Source organism: Catellicoccus marimammalium M35/04/3 (assembly GCF_000313915.1).
Lineage (GTDB): Bacteria > Bacillota > Bacilli > Lactobacillales > Catellicoccaceae > Catellicoccus > Catellicoccus marimammalium.
This window is the reverse complement of record NZ_AMYT01000019.1, coordinates 49,153-67,907: the sequence shown is the minus strand read 5'-3', so window position 1 is coordinate 67,907 and position 18,755 is coordinate 49,153. Positions and strand designations below refer to the sequence as shown.

General features: G+C 35.0%; 18 protein-coding genes and 1 riboswitch. Of the genes, 14 read left to right on the top strand and 4 right to left on the bottom strand.

Annotation, left to right across the window (positions count from 1 at the left end):
• Positions 1 to 20: 20 nt before the first annotated feature.
• The 10 genes from mnmE to C683_RS04760 all read left to right on the top strand — a co-directional run bounded on the left by mnmE (position 21) and on the right by C683_RS04760 (position 10,676).
• Positions 21 to 1,415, top strand: coding sequence for a tRNA uridine-5-carboxymethylaminomethyl(34) synthesis GTPase MnmE (mnmE, locus tag C683_RS04805; RefSeq protein ID WP_009491354.1), 1,395 nt, complete (start codon positions 21 to 23; stop codon positions 1,413 to 1,415).
• 7 nt (positions 1,416 to 1,422) lie between these two features.
• Positions 1,423 to 3,306, top strand: coding sequence for a tRNA uridine-5-carboxymethylaminomethyl(34) synthesis enzyme MnmG (mnmG, locus tag C683_RS04800; RefSeq protein ID WP_009491352.1), 1,884 nt, complete (start codon positions 1,423 to 1,425; stop codon positions 3,304 to 3,306).
• A 112-nt stretch (positions 3,307 to 3,418) separates the two neighbouring features.
• Positions 3,419 to 4,135 carry a 16S rRNA (guanine(527)-N(7))-methyltransferase RsmG gene (gene rsmG / locus C683_RS04795; protein ID WP_009491350.1) on the top strand — a complete coding sequence of 239 codons (717 nt, stop codon included), beginning with the start codon at positions 3,419 to 3,421 and terminating at the stop codon, positions 4,133 to 4,135.
• 11 nt (positions 4,136 to 4,146) lie between these two features.
• Positions 4,147 to 4,896 (top strand): ParA family protein, encoded by a 750-nt coding sequence (locus C683_RS04790; protein WP_009491348.1) that lies wholly within the window; start codon positions 4,147 to 4,149, stop codon positions 4,894 to 4,896.
• Positions 4,893 to 5,747: a ParB/RepB/Spo0J family partition protein gene (locus C683_RS04785; RefSeq protein WP_009491346.1), complete on the top strand. Its 855-nt coding sequence runs from the start codon at positions 4,893 to 4,895 to the stop codon at positions 5,745 to 5,747. Before C683_RS04790 ends, C683_RS04785 begins: the two co-directional genes overlap by 4 nt.
• Positions 5,748 to 5,749: 2 nt before the next feature.
• Positions 5,750 to 5,974, top strand: coding sequence for a DUF951 domain-containing protein (locus C683_RS04780; RefSeq protein WP_009491344.1), 225 nt, complete (start codon positions 5,750 to 5,752; stop codon positions 5,972 to 5,974).
• Positions 5,965 to 7,065 carry a redox-regulated ATPase YchF gene (ychF, locus tag C683_RS04775; RefSeq protein WP_009491342.1) on the top strand — a complete coding sequence of 367 codons (1,101 nt, stop codon included), beginning with the start codon at positions 5,965 to 5,967 and terminating at the stop codon, positions 7,063 to 7,065. Before C683_RS04780 ends, ychF begins: the two co-directional genes overlap by 10 nt.
• Before the next feature lie 11 nt (positions 7,066 to 7,076).
• Positions 7,077 to 7,790 carry a DUF1129 domain-containing protein gene (locus tag C683_RS04770; protein WP_009491340.1) on the top strand — a complete coding sequence of 238 codons (714 nt, stop codon included), beginning with the start codon at positions 7,077 to 7,079 and terminating at the stop codon, positions 7,788 to 7,790.
• 74 nt (positions 7,791 to 7,864) lie between these two features.
• Positions 7,865 to 7,947, top strand: a riboswitch (SMK box riboswitch).
• Complete coding sequence (metK, locus tag C683_RS04765; protein WP_009491338.1) at positions 7,945 to 9,129, top strand: methionine adenosyltransferase; 1,185 nt, start codon at positions 7,945 to 7,947, stop codon at positions 9,127 to 9,129. Its footprint overlaps the riboswitch before it by 3 nt.
• A gap of 83 nt (positions 9,130 to 9,212) precedes the next feature.
• Positions 9,213 to 10,676, top strand: a complete 1,464-nt coding sequence (locus tag C683_RS04760) for an MDR family MFS transporter (protein WP_009491336.1) — start codon at positions 9,213 to 9,215, stop codon at positions 10,674 to 10,676.
• Here the strand turns inward: C683_RS04760 and mnmM are convergent.
• Genes mnmM through C683_RS04745 form a run of 3 tightly spaced genes read right to left on the bottom strand, consistent with a single transcriptional unit; the run spans position 10,673 to position 12,865 of the window.
• The gene (gene mnmM, locus C683_RS04755) at positions 10,673 to 11,245 is read right to left on the bottom strand and encodes a tRNA 5-(aminomethyl)-2-thiouridylate-methyltransferase MnmM (RefSeq protein WP_009491333.1); all 573 of its coding nucleotides are present in this window, start codon (positions 11,243 to 11,245) and stop codon (positions 10,673 to 10,675) included. The two genes, C683_RS04760 and mnmM, sit on opposite strands and share 4 nt — an antisense overlap.
• Complete coding sequence (gene mnmL / locus C683_RS04750; protein WP_009491331.1) at positions 11,238 to 12,197, bottom strand: tRNA modification radical SAM protein MnmL/YtqA; 960 nt, start codon at positions 12,195 to 12,197, stop codon at positions 11,238 to 11,240. The genes mnmM and mnmL overlap by 8 nt, the downstream gene beginning before the upstream one ends.
• Positions 12,198 to 12,199: 2 nt before the next feature.
• Complete coding sequence (locus tag C683_RS04745; RefSeq protein ID WP_009491330.1) at positions 12,200 to 12,865, bottom strand: phosphatase PAP2 family protein; 666 nt, start codon at positions 12,863 to 12,865, stop codon at positions 12,200 to 12,202.
• Positions 12,866 to 12,928: 63 nt separating this feature from the next.
• Between C683_RS04745 and C683_RS04740 the strand changes: the two genes are divergently transcribed.
• Positions 12,929 to 14,233: a GntT/GntP/DsdX family permease gene (locus tag C683_RS04740; RefSeq protein ID WP_040388714.1), complete on the top strand. Its 1,305-nt coding sequence runs from the start codon at positions 12,929 to 12,931 to the stop codon at positions 14,231 to 14,233.
• A gap of 42 nt (positions 14,234 to 14,275) precedes the next feature.
• On the opposite strand, the gene C683_RS04735 is transcribed toward C683_RS04740, so the two are convergent.
• Complete coding sequence (locus tag C683_RS04735; RefSeq protein WP_009491326.1) at positions 14,276 to 15,895, bottom strand: ABC-F family ATP-binding cassette domain-containing protein; 1,620 nt, start codon at positions 15,893 to 15,895, stop codon at positions 14,276 to 14,278.
• Positions 15,896 to 16,088: 193 nt separating this feature from the next.
• Here C683_RS04735 and C683_RS04730 point away from each other — a divergent pair, with 193 nt between their 5' ends.
• The 3 genes from C683_RS04730 (at position 16,089) to C683_RS04720 (ending at position 18,691) form a co-directional block, all read left to right on the top strand.
• Positions 16,089 to 17,093 (top strand): LacI family DNA-binding transcriptional regulator, encoded by a 1,005-nt coding sequence (locus C683_RS04730; RefSeq protein ID WP_009491323.1) that lies wholly within the window; start codon positions 16,089 to 16,091, stop codon positions 17,091 to 17,093.
• A 101-nt stretch (positions 17,094 to 17,194) separates the two neighbouring features.
• Positions 17,195 to 17,587 (top strand): cytidine deaminase, encoded by a 393-nt coding sequence (locus tag C683_RS04725; RefSeq protein WP_009491321.1) that lies wholly within the window; start codon positions 17,195 to 17,197, stop codon positions 17,585 to 17,587.
• Positions 17,588 to 17,620: 33 nt separating this feature from the next.
• Positions 17,621 to 18,691: a BMP family lipoprotein gene (locus C683_RS04720; protein WP_009491319.1), complete on the top strand. Its 1,071-nt coding sequence runs from the start codon at positions 17,621 to 17,623 to the stop codon at positions 18,689 to 18,691.
• Positions 18,692 to 18,755: the final 64 nt, after the last annotated feature.

Genomic DNA, 18,755 nt, shown 5'->3' with positions numbered 1-18,755 from the left:
AGGAAAGGTTGGAAAATACTATGAATATTACGAGTGAATTTGATACGATTGCAGCGATTTCTACTCCTCCTGGAGAAGGGGCACTGCATATTGTACGTTTGAGTGGAGAAGATGCTCTATCTATCATTGATCAAATTTATCGCCAAGGAACAAAAAAATTATCAGAAGTACCTAGTCATACAATCCATTACGGACATATCGTTGATCCTAAAACAGAAGATGTAATCGATGAAGTAATGGTAACTGTAATGAAAGCACCAAAGACTTACACAAGAGAAGATGTAGTAGAAATTAACTGCCACGGTGGAGTGGTCGTTGTGAATGAAGTATTACAATTACTTTTACGTGTTGGTGCTCGTTTAGCTGAGCCTGGAGAATTTACAAAGCGTGCCTTTTTAAATGGCCGTATTGATTTGTCACAAGCTGAGGCAGTTATTGATTTAATTACAGCCAAGACTGCAAATTCAAGAGAAATGGCGGTTCAACAATTAGATGGAAAATTATCTACTTGGATTCGTGAAGTTCGTGGAAAAATCTTCCAAACTTTAGGAGAAGTGGAAGTAAATATTGACTATCCAGAATATGATGATGTGGAATTAGTAACAAGTGAAAAATTAAATCAATGTGCAGGTGAAGTCATTACTGAATTAGATGAAGTTTTGGCGAGTGCAACTCAAGGTAAGATTTTACGTGATGGTCTAGCTACTGCGATTATTGGCCGACCAAATGTCGGAAAATCTAGTCTTTTAAATGATTTACTACGAGAAGATAAAGCAATTGTAACCGATATCGCAGGAACAACACGAGATGTAATTGAAGAATACGTCAATGTAGAAGGAGTACCGTTAAAACTGATTGATACGGCAGGAATTCGTGAAACTGAAGATATTGTAGAACAAATTGGAGTAGAACGAAGTCGAAAAGCCTTAGCTGAAGCAGATCTTGTTTTACTATTATTGAATAATAATGAGGAACTGGGTGAAGAGGACATTGCTCTACTAAAAGCTACGGAAGATAGCGACCGCATTATTATCTTGAATAAGATGGATTTACCAAGTCATCTTGATCGAACAGAATTACAAAAATATCTAAAACCAAACGAAAACTTTTTAGAAATTTCTATTCGAGCACAAGAAGGAGTGCGCCAAGTAGGAAAAGCTATTCATGATCGTTTCTTCCAAGGAGAAATTCAACGTGATCATTTATATATTTCTAATGTACGTCATATTCATTTACTAGAAGAAGCTAAAAGTGCACTAGAGGAAGTACAACAAGCGATTGGTATGGGATTACCTATTGATCTTTGTCAAATGGATATGGTTCGTGCTTGGAATTTATTAGGAGAAATCACTGGTGATAGTGTTCAAGATGAATTGTTAGACCAACTATTTAGTAATTTTTGTTTAGGAAAGTAGGAGAAATATGGAAACAAATTATGATGTCATCGTTGTTGGGGCAGGTCATGCTGGAAGTGAAGCTGCCTTAGCAAGTGCTCGCATGGGATGCGAAACATTACTATTAACAATGAATTTAGACATGGTAAGCTTTATGCCATGTAACCCGTCTGTAGGAGGACCAGCGAAGGGAGTAGTCGTTCGTGAGATTGACGCCCTTGGTGGTGAAATGGGGAAAAATACAGATAAAACTTGTATTCAAATGAGAATGTTAAACACAGGGAAAGGTCCAGCAGTTCGTGCATTACGTGCTCAAACGGATAAAGATGAGTATTCTCGTGAAATGAAACGTACGATTGAAGAGCAAGAACATTTAACTTTACGTCAAGCTCAAGTTGTCGATTTAGTAATTGAAGATGGAGTTTGTAAAGGAGTAGTGACTTCAACAGGAACTACTTATCATAGTAAAGCAGTAATCATTACTGCAGGTACAAGTTTACGTGGAGAAATCATTATTGGCGAATTGAAATATTCTTCTGGACCTAATAACTCCATGCCAGCAGTAGCGTTAGCGGATTGCTTGAAGAAAAATGGTTTAGAAATTGATCGTTTTAAAACTGGAACTCCTCCACGTATTAAATCAAGTTCTATCGATTATAGTCAAACGGAAGAACAACCAGGAGATATTGAACCCCATAGCTTCCATTTTTCAGAAGAACAAAATACAGATTATGTCGATGATCAATTATCTTGCTGGTTAACATATACAAACGAAAAAACACATGAAATTATCCGTAATAACTTACATCGTGCGCCAATGTTTACTGGAATTATCGATGGAGTTGGTGCGCGTTATTGTCCATCTATTGAAGATAAAATTGTTCGTTTCGCTGATAAAGAACGTCATCAATTATTCTTAGAACCAGAAGGAAGAGATACAGAAGAAATTTACGTTCAAGGATTATCTACTTCTATGCCTGAAGAAGTACAAACTGAAATGTTACAATCTGTAGCTGGATTAGAAAAAGCAGAAATGATGCGTACAGGATATGCCATTGAATATGATGTTGTTTTACCTTACCAATTAAAACCAACTTTAGAAACAAAAGTAATTGAAAACTTATATACTGCAGGTCAAACTAACGGAACAAGTGGTTATGAAGAGGCAGCAGGACAAGGATTAATGGCAGGAATCAATGCGGCTCTAAAAATCCAAGGAAAAGAACCTTTCATTTTGGGTCGCGATGAAGCTTATATCGGAGTAATGATTGATGACTTGGTTACTAAAGGAACATTAGAACCTTATCGTTTATTGACTAGTCGTGCAGAATATCGTTTATTATTACGTCATGACAATGCCGATTTACGTTTAACAGAAAAAGGACATGAAATTGGTTTAGTTACCGATGAAGCTTATGATGAATTCTTGAAGAAAAAAGAAGCGATTGAGAAAGAAAAAGAACGTCTATCTCACATTCGTCTAAAACCAACACAAGAGTTACAAGAATACTTAACGTCTATTTCTTCAGCACCATTAAAAGATGGAATTTTAGCGAGCGAATTATTAAAACGTCCAGAAATTTCTTATTTAGGATTAAGACCATTCCTAGGAGAAGATACACCAGAGTTACCTGGAACGATTATTGAACAAATTGAAATTCAAATCAAATATGCTGGATATATTCGTAAAGCAGAAGCTGAAGTAGAAAAACTAAAACGTTTAGAAGCGAAGAAAATTCCAGAAGATTTAGACTTTATGGCAATTGAAGGATTAGCCATTGAAGCGAGAGAAAAATTGAGTAAAATTAATCCACGTACGATTGCTCAAGCTAGTCGTATTAGTGGAGTAAATCCAGCAGATATCAGTGTCCTAATGGTTTACTTAGAACAAGGGAAAATGAAACGTAAATAAAAAAAGAGTGGGTCACCACTCTTTTTTGTTTCACGTGAAACAATTTATAGTGTTAAGAGAAGTTATTCTATGTTACAGTTGAATAGTAATCTAAGATGAAGGAGGAAAAAAGTTGCAAGAAGAAGCATTCATTCAATATTTAATGGATCACTATCAAGTAGAGTTAACAGAAAAACAAAAAGAACAGTTTGCTAAATACTATGAAATTTTAGTGGAATGGAATCAAAAAATGAATTTAACGGCAATTACAGAAAAAAATGAAGTTTATTTGAAACATTTTTTAGATTCTCTTTCTTTAATTTCAGCTACAAACTGGGAAGAAGTAACTACGGTTTGTGATGTGGGGGCGGGTGCTGGCTTTCCAAGCTTACCTTTAAAAATTGTCTTTCCTCATTTAAAAATCACGATTGTTGATTCTTTAAATAAGCGTATTCAATTTTTAAATCATTTATGCCAAGAACTAGGGTTAGATGGAGTATGTTGCTACCACGATCGAGCAGAAACTTTTGGGCAAAATCCAGAATTTCGTGAACAATTCGATGTTGTAACTGCAAGAGCAGTTGCACGCTTAAATATCTTAGCTGAATTATGTGTTCCTTTAGTAAAAAAAGATGGATTATTTATTGCTTTAAAAGCAAGTAAGGGACGTGAAGAATTAGCAGAAGCTAAAAAAGCATTAGAGGCGCTAGGAATTACATCGGTAGAAGTAGAAACTTTTGCTTTACCAATTTGTGACGATCCAAGACAATTGTTCATTATGAAAAAAGGGAAATTGACACCTAAAAAATATCCTCGTAAACCAGGACTTCCAAATAAAAAACCATTATAGGAGGTCAAAAGATGAAAAAAATCATTGCGGTCTCTAACCAAAAAGGTGGCGTAGGAAAAACAACCACAAGTATTAACTTAGCAGCCGGTTTAGCAGATAAAGGATATCAAGTATTACTAATTGATTTGGATGCCCAAGGAAATGCAACGAGTGGACTTGGAGTTTATCAATTTTCTTATGATATGTATGATGTGATTCGTGGTCGAAAATCATTGCGCGAAATCATCCAACCTACTTATCGTGAAGGATTAAGTGTAGCCCCTGCCAGTGTACAATTAGCTGGAGCAGACATCGAAATTGCTGAGGCAAAACATCGTGAATATTTTTTACAGAAAGCCTTGCAAGAAGAAAAAGAAATGTGGGATTATATTATTATTGATTGTCCTCCTTCTTTAGGATTAATGACTTTGAATGCTTTTTGTGCAGCAGATTCTGTCTTAATTCCTGTGCAATGTGAATATTATGCTTTAGAAGGACTAAGTCAATTATTGAATACAATGCGTTTAGTACAAAAACATTTTCATCCTCAATTAAAAATTGAAGGAGTATTGTTAACGATGCAAGATGCTCGCACAAATTTAGGAATGGAAGTTGGCGAAGAGGTGCGTAAGTACTTTAAGGACAAGGTTTATCAAACTGTGATTCCTCGTAATGTCCGTCTATCAGAAGCACCAAGTCATGGAAAAGCAATTATGGATTATGATGCTCGTTCCAAAGGAGCTCAAGCTTATTTACAATTTGTTGAGGAGGTAGATCAATGAACCATCATGGATTAGGAAGGGGAATGGCTGCCTTTTTTCCAGAAGAAGAAAAATTAGAAATAGAAGTAGTGGAAGAAATTGCCTTAGATCAATTGCGTCCCAATCCTTATCAACCAAGAAAAGTTTTTGATGAAGCGGCCTTAGATGAATTAGCACAATCTATTGAAAAAAATGGAATCTTTCAGCCGATTCTAGTTCGAAAATCTTCTGTTTTTGGTTATGAAATTATTGCTGGAGAGCGCCGTTTCCGTGCGAGTCAAAAATTAAAAAAAGAAACGGTTCCTTGTATTGTTCGTCAATTAGCAGATGAAGAAATGATGCAAATTGCGGTGTTAGAAAATTTACAACGAGAAGATTTGACGCCATTAGAAGAAGCACAGTCTTATGATACATTAATGAAGCAATTGAACATTACACAAGAGCAGTTAGCTCAGCGCTTAGGGAAAAGTCGTTCTTATATCGCCAATTATTTGCGCTTATTATCTTTACCGCCAGCCATTCAAGAGATGGTAACGAATAAAGAATTAGCGGTTGGGAAAGCTCGGGCAGTTCTAGGATTAAAATCAGAAAAAGAACAATTAGCTTTTGCTAAAAAAATTATCGCAGAACAATGGAACGCTCGAGAAGTTGAACAACATTTAAAGGAATGGCAAGAAAAGGCATTATCAAAAAAACAAAAAGAACAAAAGGCTCGTTCTATCTATGAAGAGAAAATAGAAAATGAATTACGCCATAAATTCCAAATCCCAGTTGAATTAAAACGAAAAGGGAAAAAAGTTGAATTACTTTTTGCTGATGATTCAGACTTTGCTACTTTTTTAGACCAATTAGAAATAGGAGAGGGAGGATAAGGATGGATTATCAAATTGGAGATATTGTTGCAATGAAAAAACTACATGCTTGTCAAACGAGCTTGCCTGTAAAGCAACAAAAAAATGAATGGGAAATTACTCGTGTAGGGGCAGATATTAAGATTCGTTGTTGTCATTGTCAACGAATCGTTATGATGCCACGACCAGAGTTTGATAAAAAATTAAAAAAAATTATTAGAAGAAAAGAGGAAGAATCATGTCTTTAACCGCAGGAATTGTTGGATTACCTAATGTAGGAAAATCAACATTATTTAACGCAATTACAAAAGCAGGAGCAGAAGCTGCAAACTATCCTTTTGCGACTATCGAACCAAATGTTGGGATTGTTGAAGTGCCAGATGCTCGTTTGCAAAAATTAACAGAATTAATTACACCAAAGAAAACAGTACCTACAACTTTTGAATTTACAGATATTGCTGGAATCGTCCGTGGAGCAAGTAAAGGAGAAGGATTAGGGAACCAATTTTTAAGTAACATTCGTAATGTGGATGCAATTTGCCACGTAGTTCGTTGTTTTGATGATGAAAATATTACTCACGTAGATGGTAAAGTAGATCCATTATCTGATATTGAAACCATCAACTTAGAATTGATTTTAGCCGATTTAGAATCTGTTGATAAACGTATTACTCGTGTACAAAAAATTGCTAAAACAAAAGATGCAGAAGCTGTTAAAGAGTATAATGTATTGGTGAAAATCAAAGAAGCATTAGAAAATAATTTACCTGCACGTTCTGTAGAAATTACTGAGGAAGAACAACCCATCGTCCGTAACTTATTCTTATTAACTTCAAAACCAGTTCTTTATGTAGCTAATGTAGCAGAAGAAGATTTAGCTGATTTAGAAAATAATGCTTATTTACAAAGCGTAAAAGAATATGCTGCTAATGAAGGTGCTGAAGTCATTGCCGTTTGTGCTCGTGCTGAAGAAGAAATTGCTGAATTAGAAGAGGACGAAAAACAAGAATTTTTAGAAGCTTTAGGCATTGAAGAATCAGGATTAGATCAATTAATTCGTGCAGCTTATCATTTATTAGGATTAGCTACTTACTTTACAGCTGGAGAAAAAGAAGTTCGTGCTTGGACATTTAAACGTGGTATGAAAGCACCACAAACTGCAGGAATCATTCACTCTGACTTTGAACGTGGATTTATTCGTGCGGAAACTGTTTCTTTTGATGATTTAATGAAATATGGTTCTATGACAAAAGCCAAAGAAGCAGGTCGTGTCCGTCTAGAAGGAAAAGACTATGTAGTTCAAGATGGCGATATTATGGAATTCCGATTCAACGTATAGGAGAGTTAATAATGGCAGAAAAAAAGGTAGAAACAGTAAATGAAAAATCCTTTGAGGAAATGAAAGCAGAAAATGAGCAATATGCACAAAAATTATCTAAACGTAGTGAACAATATATTTATGAATTAAAAAAGAAATTAAGTGATCACTACAATGTAGAAAAACAAGAACGTGTACTCAATGAATTATTACCAAAATTAGTAGAGGGGCAACGTAAAGGAGAAACTGCTCGTCAACAATTTGGTACAGTAGATGAATGCGTGAAATTAATTTTAGAAGGACCAAAAGTACCACCAAAAGAAATGCCATTTTGGCAAATGTGGTTAGATAATAGTTTGATGGTCTTTGCGATTTTAGGAGCAATGAGCGGAATCATTGGATTGTTCTCACAAAAACCAATGATGATGGGAGTTACTTCTATGATTTTATCTGCTGCTTGTGGTGGAGTTGTCTTTTGGGCATTATATCACTTCATTTATCGCTATGATCGTCCAGGAGCAGATCGTAGTAAAAAACCAAAAACTTGGAAATCTGTAGTGATTATTACTGCCTTAATGTTAATTTGGATGGCAATTTTACAAATGACGATGGTCTTCTTACCAACAAGCTTGAACCCAGCCTTCTCACCAATTTTAACATTATTGGTTTCTGCAGCAGTGTATGGTATCCGTACATTACTAAAACGAAAATTGGGCTATAAAGGTAGCTTTTTCACTCGTGCATAGCGAGAATAAATAACCGTGTCGGGGGGCGACACGGTTTTTTTATTGGCAAGAGAAAAGATAAATGCTATAATGTTAAACGTTACAGCTTCCCGATAGGATTTATCTGTACGGATAAAGATGCCTTGTAACCGATTCATTAAGGGGGAATAGAAAAATGGAAAAAGAAAAAAAATTATTTACTTCCGAATCCGTAACGGAAGGACATCCAGATAAGTTAGCGGACCAAATTAGTGATGCGATTTTAGATGCGATTTTGGAAAAAGATCCAATGGCACGCGTTGCTTGTGAAACAGCGGTAACTACTGGATTAGTATTGGTGTTTGGTGAAATTACAACAAGTACTTATGTTGATATTCAAAAAGTCGTTCGCCAAGCGATTAAAGATGCTGGTTATACTCGTGCTAAATATGGTTTTGATGGAGATACTTGTGCTGTGCAAGTAGCGATTGATGAACAATCTCCAGACATTGCTCAAGGGGTAGACCAAGCGTTAGACCAATCTACGGATGAAAATAGCGATACAGGTGCTGGAGACCAAGGCTTAATGTTTGGTTTTGCGATTGATGAAACAGAAGAATTAATGCCATTACCAATTGCGTTAAGTCATCGTTTAACAAAACGTCTAGCAGAAGTTCGTAAAGAAGGAATTTTACCTTACTTACGTCCAGATGGAAAAGCACAAGTAACGGTAGAATATGATGAAAATGATAAAGCCAAACGTATTGATACGATTGTTTTAAGTACACAACATGATCCAGATGTATCTTTAGAACAAATTCAAAAAGATATGCGTACTTATGTCATTGACGAAGTAATGCCAAAAGAATTATTAGATGAAGATACAAAATATTATATTAATCCAACCGGCCGTTTTGTTATCGGTGGCCCTTGTGGAGATGCAGGATTAACAGGACGTAAAATTATCGTAGATACTTATGGTGGATATGCTCGTCATGGTGGTGGAGCTTTCTCAGGAAAAGATGCAACAAAAGTAGACCGCTCTGCTAGTTATGCTGCTCGCTATATTGCCAAAAATATTGTCGCTGCTGGTTTAGCTCATAAATGTGAAGTTCAATTAGCTTATGCGATTGGTGTGGCAGAACCTGTATCTATTGCCATTGATACTTTTGGTACTAGTGAGTATACAGAAGAGCAATTAATTGCTGCCGTTCGTAAAGTCTTTGATTTACGCCCAGCAGGAATTATTAAAATGTTAGACTTACGTCGACCAATTTATAAACAAACAGCAGCTTATGGTCACTTCGGTCGTACCGATGTAGATTTACCATGGGAACGTACAGATAAAGTAGATGCATTAAAAGCTGCGTTAACTAAATAATAAGTAACACAAAAGAGGAGACTGAGCCTATATACTCGTCCCTCTTTTTTGTTGTAATAAATACAAAAAAGAAAGGAAAGAAGATGACAAAACAAAGAAAATTAGTAGTTACAACTGCCTTGTTTATCGCTACTTTTATGTCTGCCATTGAAGGAACAATCGTAACGACAGCGATGCCAACAATCATTGCTTCTTTAGATGGTTTAGCGATTATGAACTGGGTATTTTCAATTTATTTATTAATGAGTGCGATTATGACACCCATTTATGGAAAATTAGCCGACCGCCAAGGGAGAAAAACAGTATTTATTATCGGAATTTCTATTTTTATTATTGGTTCTACTCTTTGTGGTTTCTCACAAAGTATGGAATTTTTAATTGTCTCTCGTGCCATTCAAGGAATTGGGGCTGGCTCTATTTTACCTTTATCTTTAACGATTATTGCTGACCTATATACAGCAGAAGAACGAGCAAATATTATGGGATTAAATAATGCCGCTTGGGGGATTGCTAGTATTGTTGCTCCTTTAATTGGAGGAATGATTGTTCAATATATGAGCTGGCATTGGATCTTTTTAATTAATGTTCCTATCGGTATTATCGTAATTTTAATGATGATTTTTGGCTTCCAAGAAGATAAAAGTCAATATCATAGTACAGGAAAATTGGATTGGAAAGGTTCATTATTATTAATGACTTTCTTATTATTATTTTTATATGCGTTCCAAATTTTTGGAGAGCAAGGATTTAGCTTCTCTATCGTTGTATTATTAGTTGCGAGTGCTCTTTTATTTTGGCTATTTTTACGTGTCGAAAAGAAAGTGGAAGATCCGATTATCGCTCCACGTCTATTTGGATCTAAAATTGTACTAATTATTAACTGCGTAACTTTTTGCGTGAGTGGCTTTTTAACTGGAGTAGAAGTATATACACCAATGTGGCTACAAACATTAAATGGAACGAGCGCTACTTTAAGTGGAATGGCTTTAGCACCAATGTCAATTTTTTGGATGGTAGGTTCATTCTTAGTAGGTAAATTACTAGTAAAACGCTCTGTTAACCAAATTTTAATGATTGGCTCTAGCCTATTATTTGTGGCAACTATTATTTATAGTATTTATCCTTTAGCTACGCCATATCTTATTTTCTGTGCTACAGGTATTCTACTAGGAATTGGATTTGGAATGAGTATGACCACTTCTACGGTTGCTGTTCAAGAAAGTGTAGAATTAGACCTTGTCGGTAGTGCTACTTCATTAAATACATTATTCCGTACCTTAGGACAATCTGTAATGGTAGCAGTATACGGAACAGTATTAAATATGAGTATGAACCATACAATGAAACAATATCCACAAATTCAAAAACAAGATTTAAATGAATTTATGAACGTACAAACTGCTCATAATATTCCAGAAAATATTTTGCATCCATTGCGCACAATTATGTATAGTGGATTACATCATATTTTCTTTGTTTCTATTGTAATTATGGCAATTTCTCTACTATTACTATTTTTATGGCAAAGAAAAAAGAAGAGCATTTAATGCTCTTCTTTTATTTTTTCAATACAAAGACAAATCGGTGGACAATGAATTTGGTTAATAAATTGATAGGTTAACACTTGATATTGTTGTTGTGGTAATTTAGCTGCATAAGATAATACAGCATTTTTTTCTTCCTCTCCACCCTCATGTCCATAATAAAGTACACAAACTAAACGACCACCTACCGCTAAATGATTTAAAATAAATTCAAATGCTTTTAATGTCGTTTCTGGAAGAGTAATAATTTTTTTATCACTTTTTGGTAGATAACCTAAATTAAAAATCGCTGCTTGAATTTGAATATCTTCTGGTAAAACCTCTTCCATTTTTTCATGCCCTAAATGATAGAGTGTGGTATTTTCTGGTGCCTGATTTTCAGTTAATTTTTCCCTGGTATTTTGTAAAGCTTGCTCTTGAATATCAAAGGCAAAAACTTGTCCCTGATCTTCTAATAATTGACTCAAAAATAAGGTATCATTTCCATTTCCCATCGTAGCGTCTACCGCTACACCACCTTCTGAAAGTGCCTCTGTTAAAAGGATATGACTATATCGCATGGCGCTACGCATGGTAATTCTCCTCTCTGGCATTGTATTTTCCTTGATAAGAATCACGACGAACTAATTCTTCATCAATGGCATTTAAAACTTCCCATTTTTGACGCGACCACATTGGACCAATTAAACTATCCCAAGGTGCATCTCCAGTCACTCGTTGAATCACAATTTCTGGTGGAATTAATTCTAACTGATCACAAATCGTTTTTACATAAGTATCTTTATCCATTAGTTTTAATGTTCCATTTTCGTAATCCTGAATCATTTTTGTATTTTTAATGAGATGCATTAAATGTAATTTCATTCCTTGAATATCTGTATCTTTTACCACTCGACGCACATTTTCTACCATCATTTCTGGAGTTTCTCCTGGTAAGCCATTAATTAAATGGACGCAGACTTCAATATTTCTTTTACGTAATCGTTCTACTGCATCTACATAACAGGCATAGGTATGTGCACGGTTAATGCGATCACTTGTTTCTTCGTAAGTCGTTTGTAACCCAAGTTCAACAAGGACGTACATCTGTTCATTAATTTCTGCTAGATAATCAATGGTCTCTTCTGGTAAACAATCAGGACGAGTCCCAATACAAAGACCTACAACTCCAGGTTGATGAATCACTTGCTCATAACGCTCTTTAATAATTTCAACTGGAGCATGAGTATTGGTGAAGTTTTGGAAGTAAATTAAAAATTGTTGTGCGGAAGGCCATTTTTGATGCATGGCATCTACTTCTTTGACAAATTGTTCAGGTAGAGGATCGGTTGGAGCAATAATCATATCTCCAGAACCAGAAACACTACAGAAAGTACAACCACCTTTTGCGACAGTACCGTCTCGGTTAGGGCAGTCAAAACCGCCATCAATGGGTACTTTAAATACTTTTCCACCAAAACGTTCACGTAAAAAGTAGTTCCAGGTATGATATCGTTTATGGTCATTACTATAGATGAAAGTCATCGTTATTTTCTCCTTTTTCCTTTAAAATCATAAATAAATTGCTTTTGTCGATAAATCGGATAGGTTAAACAAAGAATTCCTAAACTAAAACTTGCGCCACCAATCACATCAGATAAGAAATGAGCTCCTAAATAAATTCGACTCATTAAAATACCAATAATGATGAAGGCAAAGAAAAGAGACATTATCGCTTTTAATAAGCGATTTTTGACTAAGACATGAATGATTAGAAGAGTCGTTCCATAACAACAAATCGCTGCAATGGTATGTCCTGAAGGGAAACTAAATGTAGTCTCATGTACAAGTTGAATTCCTTGTGGACGTGGACGTTGTACGACTTGTTTGATAATAGAAGTACCTAAAATAGGTCCCATAATCATCATAAAACTAAACCAAAGAGCGGCTATTTTTTGTCGAAATAAAATCAATAAACAAAGGACAATAATAGTAAAAATAAAAATATTTTGTCCACTGCCTAATTGAGTAAGATATTGGAAAAAGGCAGTTTTTTGTGGTGTAATGATTTGTTGGAGAGATTGCCCCCAAAGATCTAAGCGTTGAAGCCATTGAGATTGGGGATAAAATTTAACAACATAAGTAAAAAAGACAAAAATAAGTAAAAAACAACTACCTGCAAATTGCCAGTAGAGACGATTTTTTTCTTTCATGTTTTCCTCCTTAATTAAATCTATGACTGATTATAACAAAAATATAGAAAGAAGGGTTGCACTTTGAAATTAATCATTGTCCTTTTTATCATTTTAGTACTTCTGTATTTAACAGGGTATAAAAAATTTAATGCATTTTTATCCATGCTATTGATGTCTATCATTGGTGGATTATTACTTGGTCTTCCTTTGTCGGGCGTTTTACAATCTGTAGAAAATGGGATTGGCTCTATTTTAGGATCACTTGCCTTAATTTTAGGATTAGGGGGAATGATTGCTAAAATGATGGAAATGAGCGGTGCAGCCAATGTTATCGCTGATACAATTTTAGACCGTGTCGGGGGGCGATACGCTCAATTTGCAGTCATTTTATCTGGAGTAATCATCGGTTTTGCGCTCTTTTTTGATGCTGGGTTTATTTTATTTATTCCTATCGTTATTAAAATTGCTCATAAGATGAAAGTTTCGCCCTTATGGCTAGGGATTCCTGCTTGTTCTGCTTTATTAACGATTCATACTTTTTTCCCTCCTCATCCAGGGATGGTAGAAGTAATTAAAGCATTACATGTAAATGAAGGGTTATTAATTGTTGTTGGATTAGGAGTTGCTTTTTGTTCTATTACCGTTTCTGGAATTTTATGGCCACGCTTTTATTTCTGTCATGAACATTGGGATTTAAATCATATAGAAATTGATGAAAAAGTAGAAGGACAACAAGTCACTTTCCGCAGTAGTCTATTGTTCATGCTATTACCTATTTTGTTAATTGCGGCTGGATCTTTTATTCCTTTATTTGTCCATCAAGGAGTAGGTTGGATTCAATTTTTAGGTCAACCCGTAGTTGCTCTTTTAATTACATTGCTATTATTACTTTACTTTTTTGGATGGAAAAAAGGACATACGACAGATAAATTAATGGCAGCGATGACGGTAGCGATTCAATCGATTGCCAACGTACTTTTAATCAATGGTGCTGGAGGTGGATTAAAACAAGTATTCATCGATAGTGGTGTTACTGAAACGATTACGAATTTATGTAGTCACTGGCACTTATCCCCATTAGTTATGGGCTTTGCTATTGCAGGCACGATGCGAATTTTATTAGGAAGTAGTACAGTAGCTGCATTAACTACTGCAGGAATGATGCAACCTTTGTTACATAGTAGTAATCAATGGGAAGTAGTACTTGTTGCCTTAGCGATTGGAGCGGGAAGTATGTTTTGTTCTCATATCAATGATCCAGGTTTTTGGTTGTTTAAAGAATATTTCAATTTAGATATCAAAACGACATTAAAAACATGGACGATGATGACGATTATTGGTGGATTAACTTCTTTTGGTATTTTATCGTTACTTTCTCTTCTTTAATAAAAAAAGACCTAGGAAAAAATTTTTTCCTAGGTCTTTTTATTAGCGTAACGCTTCGATTTGTTTTTGGACTTGTTCGTTTTCTAAAAATTCGTCATAAGTTGTATCTTGGCGGTCAACCATACCTTGATCTGAAATAAAAATAATACGGTTGGCTAACGTTTGAATAAATTCATGGTCATGAGAGCTAAATAATAAGGCTCCTGGGAATTTTTTCAAGCCATCATTTAAAGCAGTGATGGATTCTAAATCTAAGTGGTTTGTTGGGTCATCAAGAACAAGAACATTGGCATTTTGCATCATCATTTTTGTTAACATGACACGTACTTTTTCTCCACCAGAAAGAACATTTACTTTTTTGTTTACTTCATCTCCAGAAAATAGCATACGACCAAGGAAACTACGTAAGAAAGTATTATCTTCCTGTTCTTTTGAAGCATATTGACGTAACCAATCTAAAATTTCTACTTCTTCAGAAAATTCCGGAGTTAAATCTTTTGGTAAGTAAGATTGAGAAGTAGTCACTCCCCATTTAATTTCTCCTTCATCAGGCTCCATTTCTCCCATAATAATTTTGAAAAGAGTCGTTGTCGCCAAATCGTTATCGGCTAAAAAGGCAGTTTTATCTTGACGATTCAAAGTAAAACTGATGTTATCTAAGATTTTGTGACCATCAATTGTTTTCGATAAGCCTTCAACGCGTAATAAATCATTACCAATTTCACGCTCTTGTTTAAACTCAATGTATGGGAAACGGCGAGAAGAAGGTTGAATATCTTCTAAGGTAATTTTTTCTAACATTTTTTTACGTGAAGTTGCTTGTTTTGATTTGCTGGCATTGGCACTAAAGCGCGCGATGAAGTCTTGTAATTCTTTAATTTGTTCTTCTTTTTTCGCATTTGCGTTAGCTTTTAATTGGGCAGCTAATTGGCTAGATTCTTTCCAAAAGTCGTAGTTTCCGACATATAATTGAATTTTTTGGAAATCTAAATCTGCGATATGAGTACATACAGCATTTAAAAAGTGACGGTCATGGGAAATAACGATGACTGTATTTTCAAAGTTCATCAAGAAATCTTCTAACCAAGCAATAGAACGAGCATCTAAACCATTTGTTGGTTCATCGAGTAAAAGCACATCAGGATCTCCAAAGAGAGCTTGGGCTAGTAAAACTTTTACTTTTTGAGCGTTAGATAATTCACTCATTAAAGAATGATGCAAGCTTTCAGGAATATTCAATCCTTGTAATAATTGACTTGCTTCTGCTTCTGCTTCCCAACCATTTAGTTCCGCAAATTCTCCTTCTAATTCTGCAGCACGAATTCCATCTTCATCTGAAAAATCTTCTTTCATATAAATGGCATCTTTTTCTTTCATTACATCATAAAGACGTTTATGTCCCATGATTACTGTATCTAAAACCGTAAAATCTTCATAATCAAAGTGGTTTTGTTTTAATACCGCTAAACGTTCATCAGGACCTAGTGAAACATTTCCAGTAGAAGGTTCAATTTCTCCAGATAAAACTTTTAAAAAAGTAGATTTTCCTGCACCATTCGCTCCAATTAAGCCATAACAATGACCAGGAGTGAACTTAATATTTACATTTTCAAATAATTTACGATCGGAAAAATGTAATCCGACATTGTTAACCGTAATCATAAGTTTTGTTTCCTCACTTTAATTTTTCTATTAAAAAATCGAAGTTAGTTTCTCTAACCTCGATGGTTTATCTCTATCGTATATATGGTTTAACTATACGCTTTTCTAATATCAGTGTCAAAGTTCTATAAAAAAAGTACTCTTTTTTTGTTACAATATATAGTAGAAAAAAGAAGGAAAGGAAGTGAACGATATGAAGTTGACAATGAAACAATTAGCAGATTTAGCAGGAGTATCTACGACGACCGTTTCTTTAATCTTAAGTGGTAAAGGTGAAAGATTCAGTAAAGAAACCAAAGAACGAGTAAAAAAATTAGCTGCCCAATATCATTACTATCCTGATTTTTATGCTCAAAATTTAAGTACAAAAGCAAATAAAACGATAGGTGTAATTGTTCCTGATTTAACCGACTTCTTTTTTGGTGAAGTACTTAAAGGAATTGAATCTGTTACCACCAAAGAAGGATATACGGTCTTATTATTTCATTCGCAACACTCTCCAAAAATGGAGAAAAAAGGAATTGAATTAATGCTTTCCAGATCAGTCGAAGGGATTATTTTAGCGACTCCTTACACTTTAGAAGAGAATTATTTCAAACATATCAAAGCCACTTGTCCGATTTTATTACTCGATAATCAAGGAAATAAAAGAGAGCAAGGAAAGATTGATATCGATGAAAAACAAGGAATGCAATTAGCCATTGATGAACTTTATCGTTGTGGACATCGAAAAATTTTCTATATTAAAGAAAATAAGAAGTATTATCAATTAAAAGAACGAGAAAAAGGTTATATCAATGCAATGAAGAAATATCATCTATATCACCCTGAATGGATGATTGAGACGGATTTATCTGTTGAAGGTGGATATAAAGGTTGTGAATTTCTTTTATCGCAGGATAAAAAAATAGATGCTATTATATGTGCGAACGATTATATGGCAATCGGAGTTTATCGTTCGCTTTTTAAATACGGATACCAAATTCCAGAAGATATTTCTATTGTGGGATTTGATAATATTGATATGGCTTCTTATATTACTCCAGCATTAACTACCATTCATCAACCTATCTATGAATTGGGACAAGTTGCTGCAAAGAGTTTAATTGAAAAAATTCAAAATCCACAACACCCAATTGCTAATAAAACCTTAGAACCAAGCTTGATTAAGCGCGAAAGTGTAAGTGAAAAAATTTGAAAAAGATTTTGAAAATCTCTTTGGTAAACCGGTTTACTGATACTATAAAATTATGTATAATGAAAGAAAGTAAACTATAAGATAAGAAAGAAGTGAGTGAGATGTCCGCAAAAGAAGAATGGATTGATGCTGCAATCACTGCTAGCCAAAAAGCGTATATTCCATATTCTCAGTTTCCAGTAGGAGCTTGTCTAGTTGCAGAAGATGGAACTCTTTATACTGGATGTAATATTGAAAATGCTTCTTTTGGTTTAACAAACTGTGCAGAACGCACAGCTATTTTTAAAGCCGTTTCTGAAGGAGAGAAAAAATTTCAACATCTTGTTGTTTACGGTCAAACAAAAGCACCGATTTCTCCTTGTGGCGCATGTCGTCAAGTAATGGCTGAGTTTTGTGATGCAGATATGCCTGTTACTTTGATTGGGAACGATCGCTCACGAAAAGAAATGACCATTCGGGAATTATTACCTTATTCGTTTACAGAACTACACTAAGAGATGAGACACAATATTTGGAGGATTTCTATCATGAAAAAAACAGCAAAATTAGGATTAGGAATGGCCGCAGTAGGAATGGCCTTCACATTAACAGCATGTGGATCTGATAAAAAAGAAGATGACAAAAAATCAGATCATAGTGCTGCTATCGTTACTGACGTTGGTGGGGTAGATGACCGCTCATTCAACCAATCTGCTTGGGAAGGTTTACAAAAATGGGGTAAATCTCATGACTTGAAAAAAGGTGTAGGTGGTTATGACTACTTACAATCACAAACAGCCGCAGATTATACAACAAACTTAGATAAAGCAGTACAAGCTGGATACAAAACTATTTTTGGTGTGGGTTACTTATTAAAAGATTCTGTTGAAAAAGCAGCAAAACAAAATCCAAACACAAACTTCGTTATTATTGACGATGTAATCAAAGGGCAAAAAAATGTTGCTTCTGCAGTATTCAAAGATAATGAAGCAGCTTACTTAGCAGGGGTAGCCGCTGCGTATACAACAACAACAAACAAAGTTGGTTTCATCGGTGGGGAAGAAGGAGCAGTAATTGACCGCTTCCAAGCTGGATTTGAACAAGGTGTTAAAGATGGAGCAAAACAATTACATAAAAATATTAAAGTAGATGTGAAATATGCTGCATCATTTGGTGCGCCAGATAAAGGGAAAGCGTTAGCTGCTCAAATGTACAAAAATGGTGCAGATGTAATTTATCATGCTGCAGGTGGTACAGGTGCAGGCGTCTTCCAAGAAGCAAAAGCATTAAACGAAAAAGGAAATGGCAAAAAAGTTTGGGTAATCGGTGTAGACAGCGATCAACAAGCTGAAGGAGAATACACAAACAAAGATGGTAAGAAAGATAACTGTACATTAACTTCAACAATCAAAGGAGTAAATGTTGCGGTAGAAAAAATCTGTCAGGATGCATGGGATAACAAATTCCCTGGTGGAAAAGTATTATCTTACGGTTTGAAAGATAACGGAGTAAGCATCACAAAAGGATTCTTATCAACAAAAGCGTGGAAAGCAGTAGAACAAGCTAAGAAATCAGTTATTGATGGTAAAGTGGAAGTTGCTTCAACACCTAAAAAATAATAGTTCAGATGCATAACGAGGAGAATGTTCTTCTCCTCGTTTTTTTAATTGGAAAAGGAAGTGA

Bases quoted from the DNA above. Each gene is read 5' to 3' on its own strand.
- mnmE (WP_009491354.1), top strand. From the start codon at position 21: ATGAATATTACGAGTGAATTTGATACGATTGCAGCGATTTCTACTCCT.
- mnmG (WP_009491352.1), top strand. From the start codon at position 1,423: ATGGAAACAAATTATGATGTCATCGTTGTTGGGGCAGGTCATGCTGGA.
- C683_RS04790 (WP_009491348.1), top strand. From the start codon at position 4,147: ATGAAAAAAATCATTGCGGTCTCTAACCAAAAAGGTGGCGTAGGAAAA.
- C683_RS04785 (WP_009491346.1), top strand. From the start codon at position 4,893: ATGAACCATCATGGATTAGGAAGGGGAATGGCTGCCTTTTTTCCAGAA.
- C683_RS04780 (WP_009491344.1), top strand. From the start codon at position 5,750: ATGGATTATCAAATTGGAGATATTGTTGCAATGAAAAAACTACATGCT.
- ychF (WP_009491342.1), top strand. From the start codon at position 5,965: ATGTCTTTAACCGCAGGAATTGTTGGATTACCTAATGTAGGAAAATCA.
- C683_RS04770 (WP_009491340.1), top strand. From the start codon at position 7,077: ATGGCAGAAAAAAAGGTAGAAACAGTAAATGAAAAATCCTTTGAGGAA.
- metK (WP_009491338.1), top strand. From the start codon at position 7,945: ATGGAAAAAGAAAAAAAATTATTTACTTCCGAATCCGTAACGGAAGGA.
- C683_RS04760 (WP_009491336.1), top strand. From the start codon at position 9,213: ATGACAAAACAAAGAAAATTAGTAGTTACAACTGCCTTGTTTATCGCT.
- mnmM (WP_009491333.1), bottom strand. From the start codon at position 11,245: ATGCGTAGCGCCATGCGATATAGTCATATCCTTTTAACAGAGGCACTT.
- mnmL (WP_009491331.1), bottom strand. From the start codon at position 12,197: ATGACTTTCATCTATAGTAATGACCATAAACGATATCATACCTGGAAC.
- C683_RS04745 (WP_009491330.1), bottom strand. From the start codon at position 12,865: ATGAAAGAAAAAAATCGTCTCTACTGGCAATTTGCAGGTAGTTGTTTT.
- C683_RS04735 (WP_009491326.1), bottom strand. From the start codon at position 15,895: ATGATTACGGTTAACAATGTCGGATTACATTTTTCCGATCGTAAATTA.
- C683_RS04730 (WP_009491323.1), top strand. From the start codon at position 16,089: ATGAAGTTGACAATGAAACAATTAGCAGATTTAGCAGGAGTATCTACG.
- C683_RS04725 (WP_009491321.1), top strand. From the start codon at position 17,195: ATGTCCGCAAAAGAAGAATGGATTGATGCTGCAATCACTGCTAGCCAA.
- C683_RS04720 (WP_009491319.1), top strand. From the start codon at position 17,621: ATGAAAAAAACAGCAAAATTAGGATTAGGAATGGCCGCAGTAGGAATG.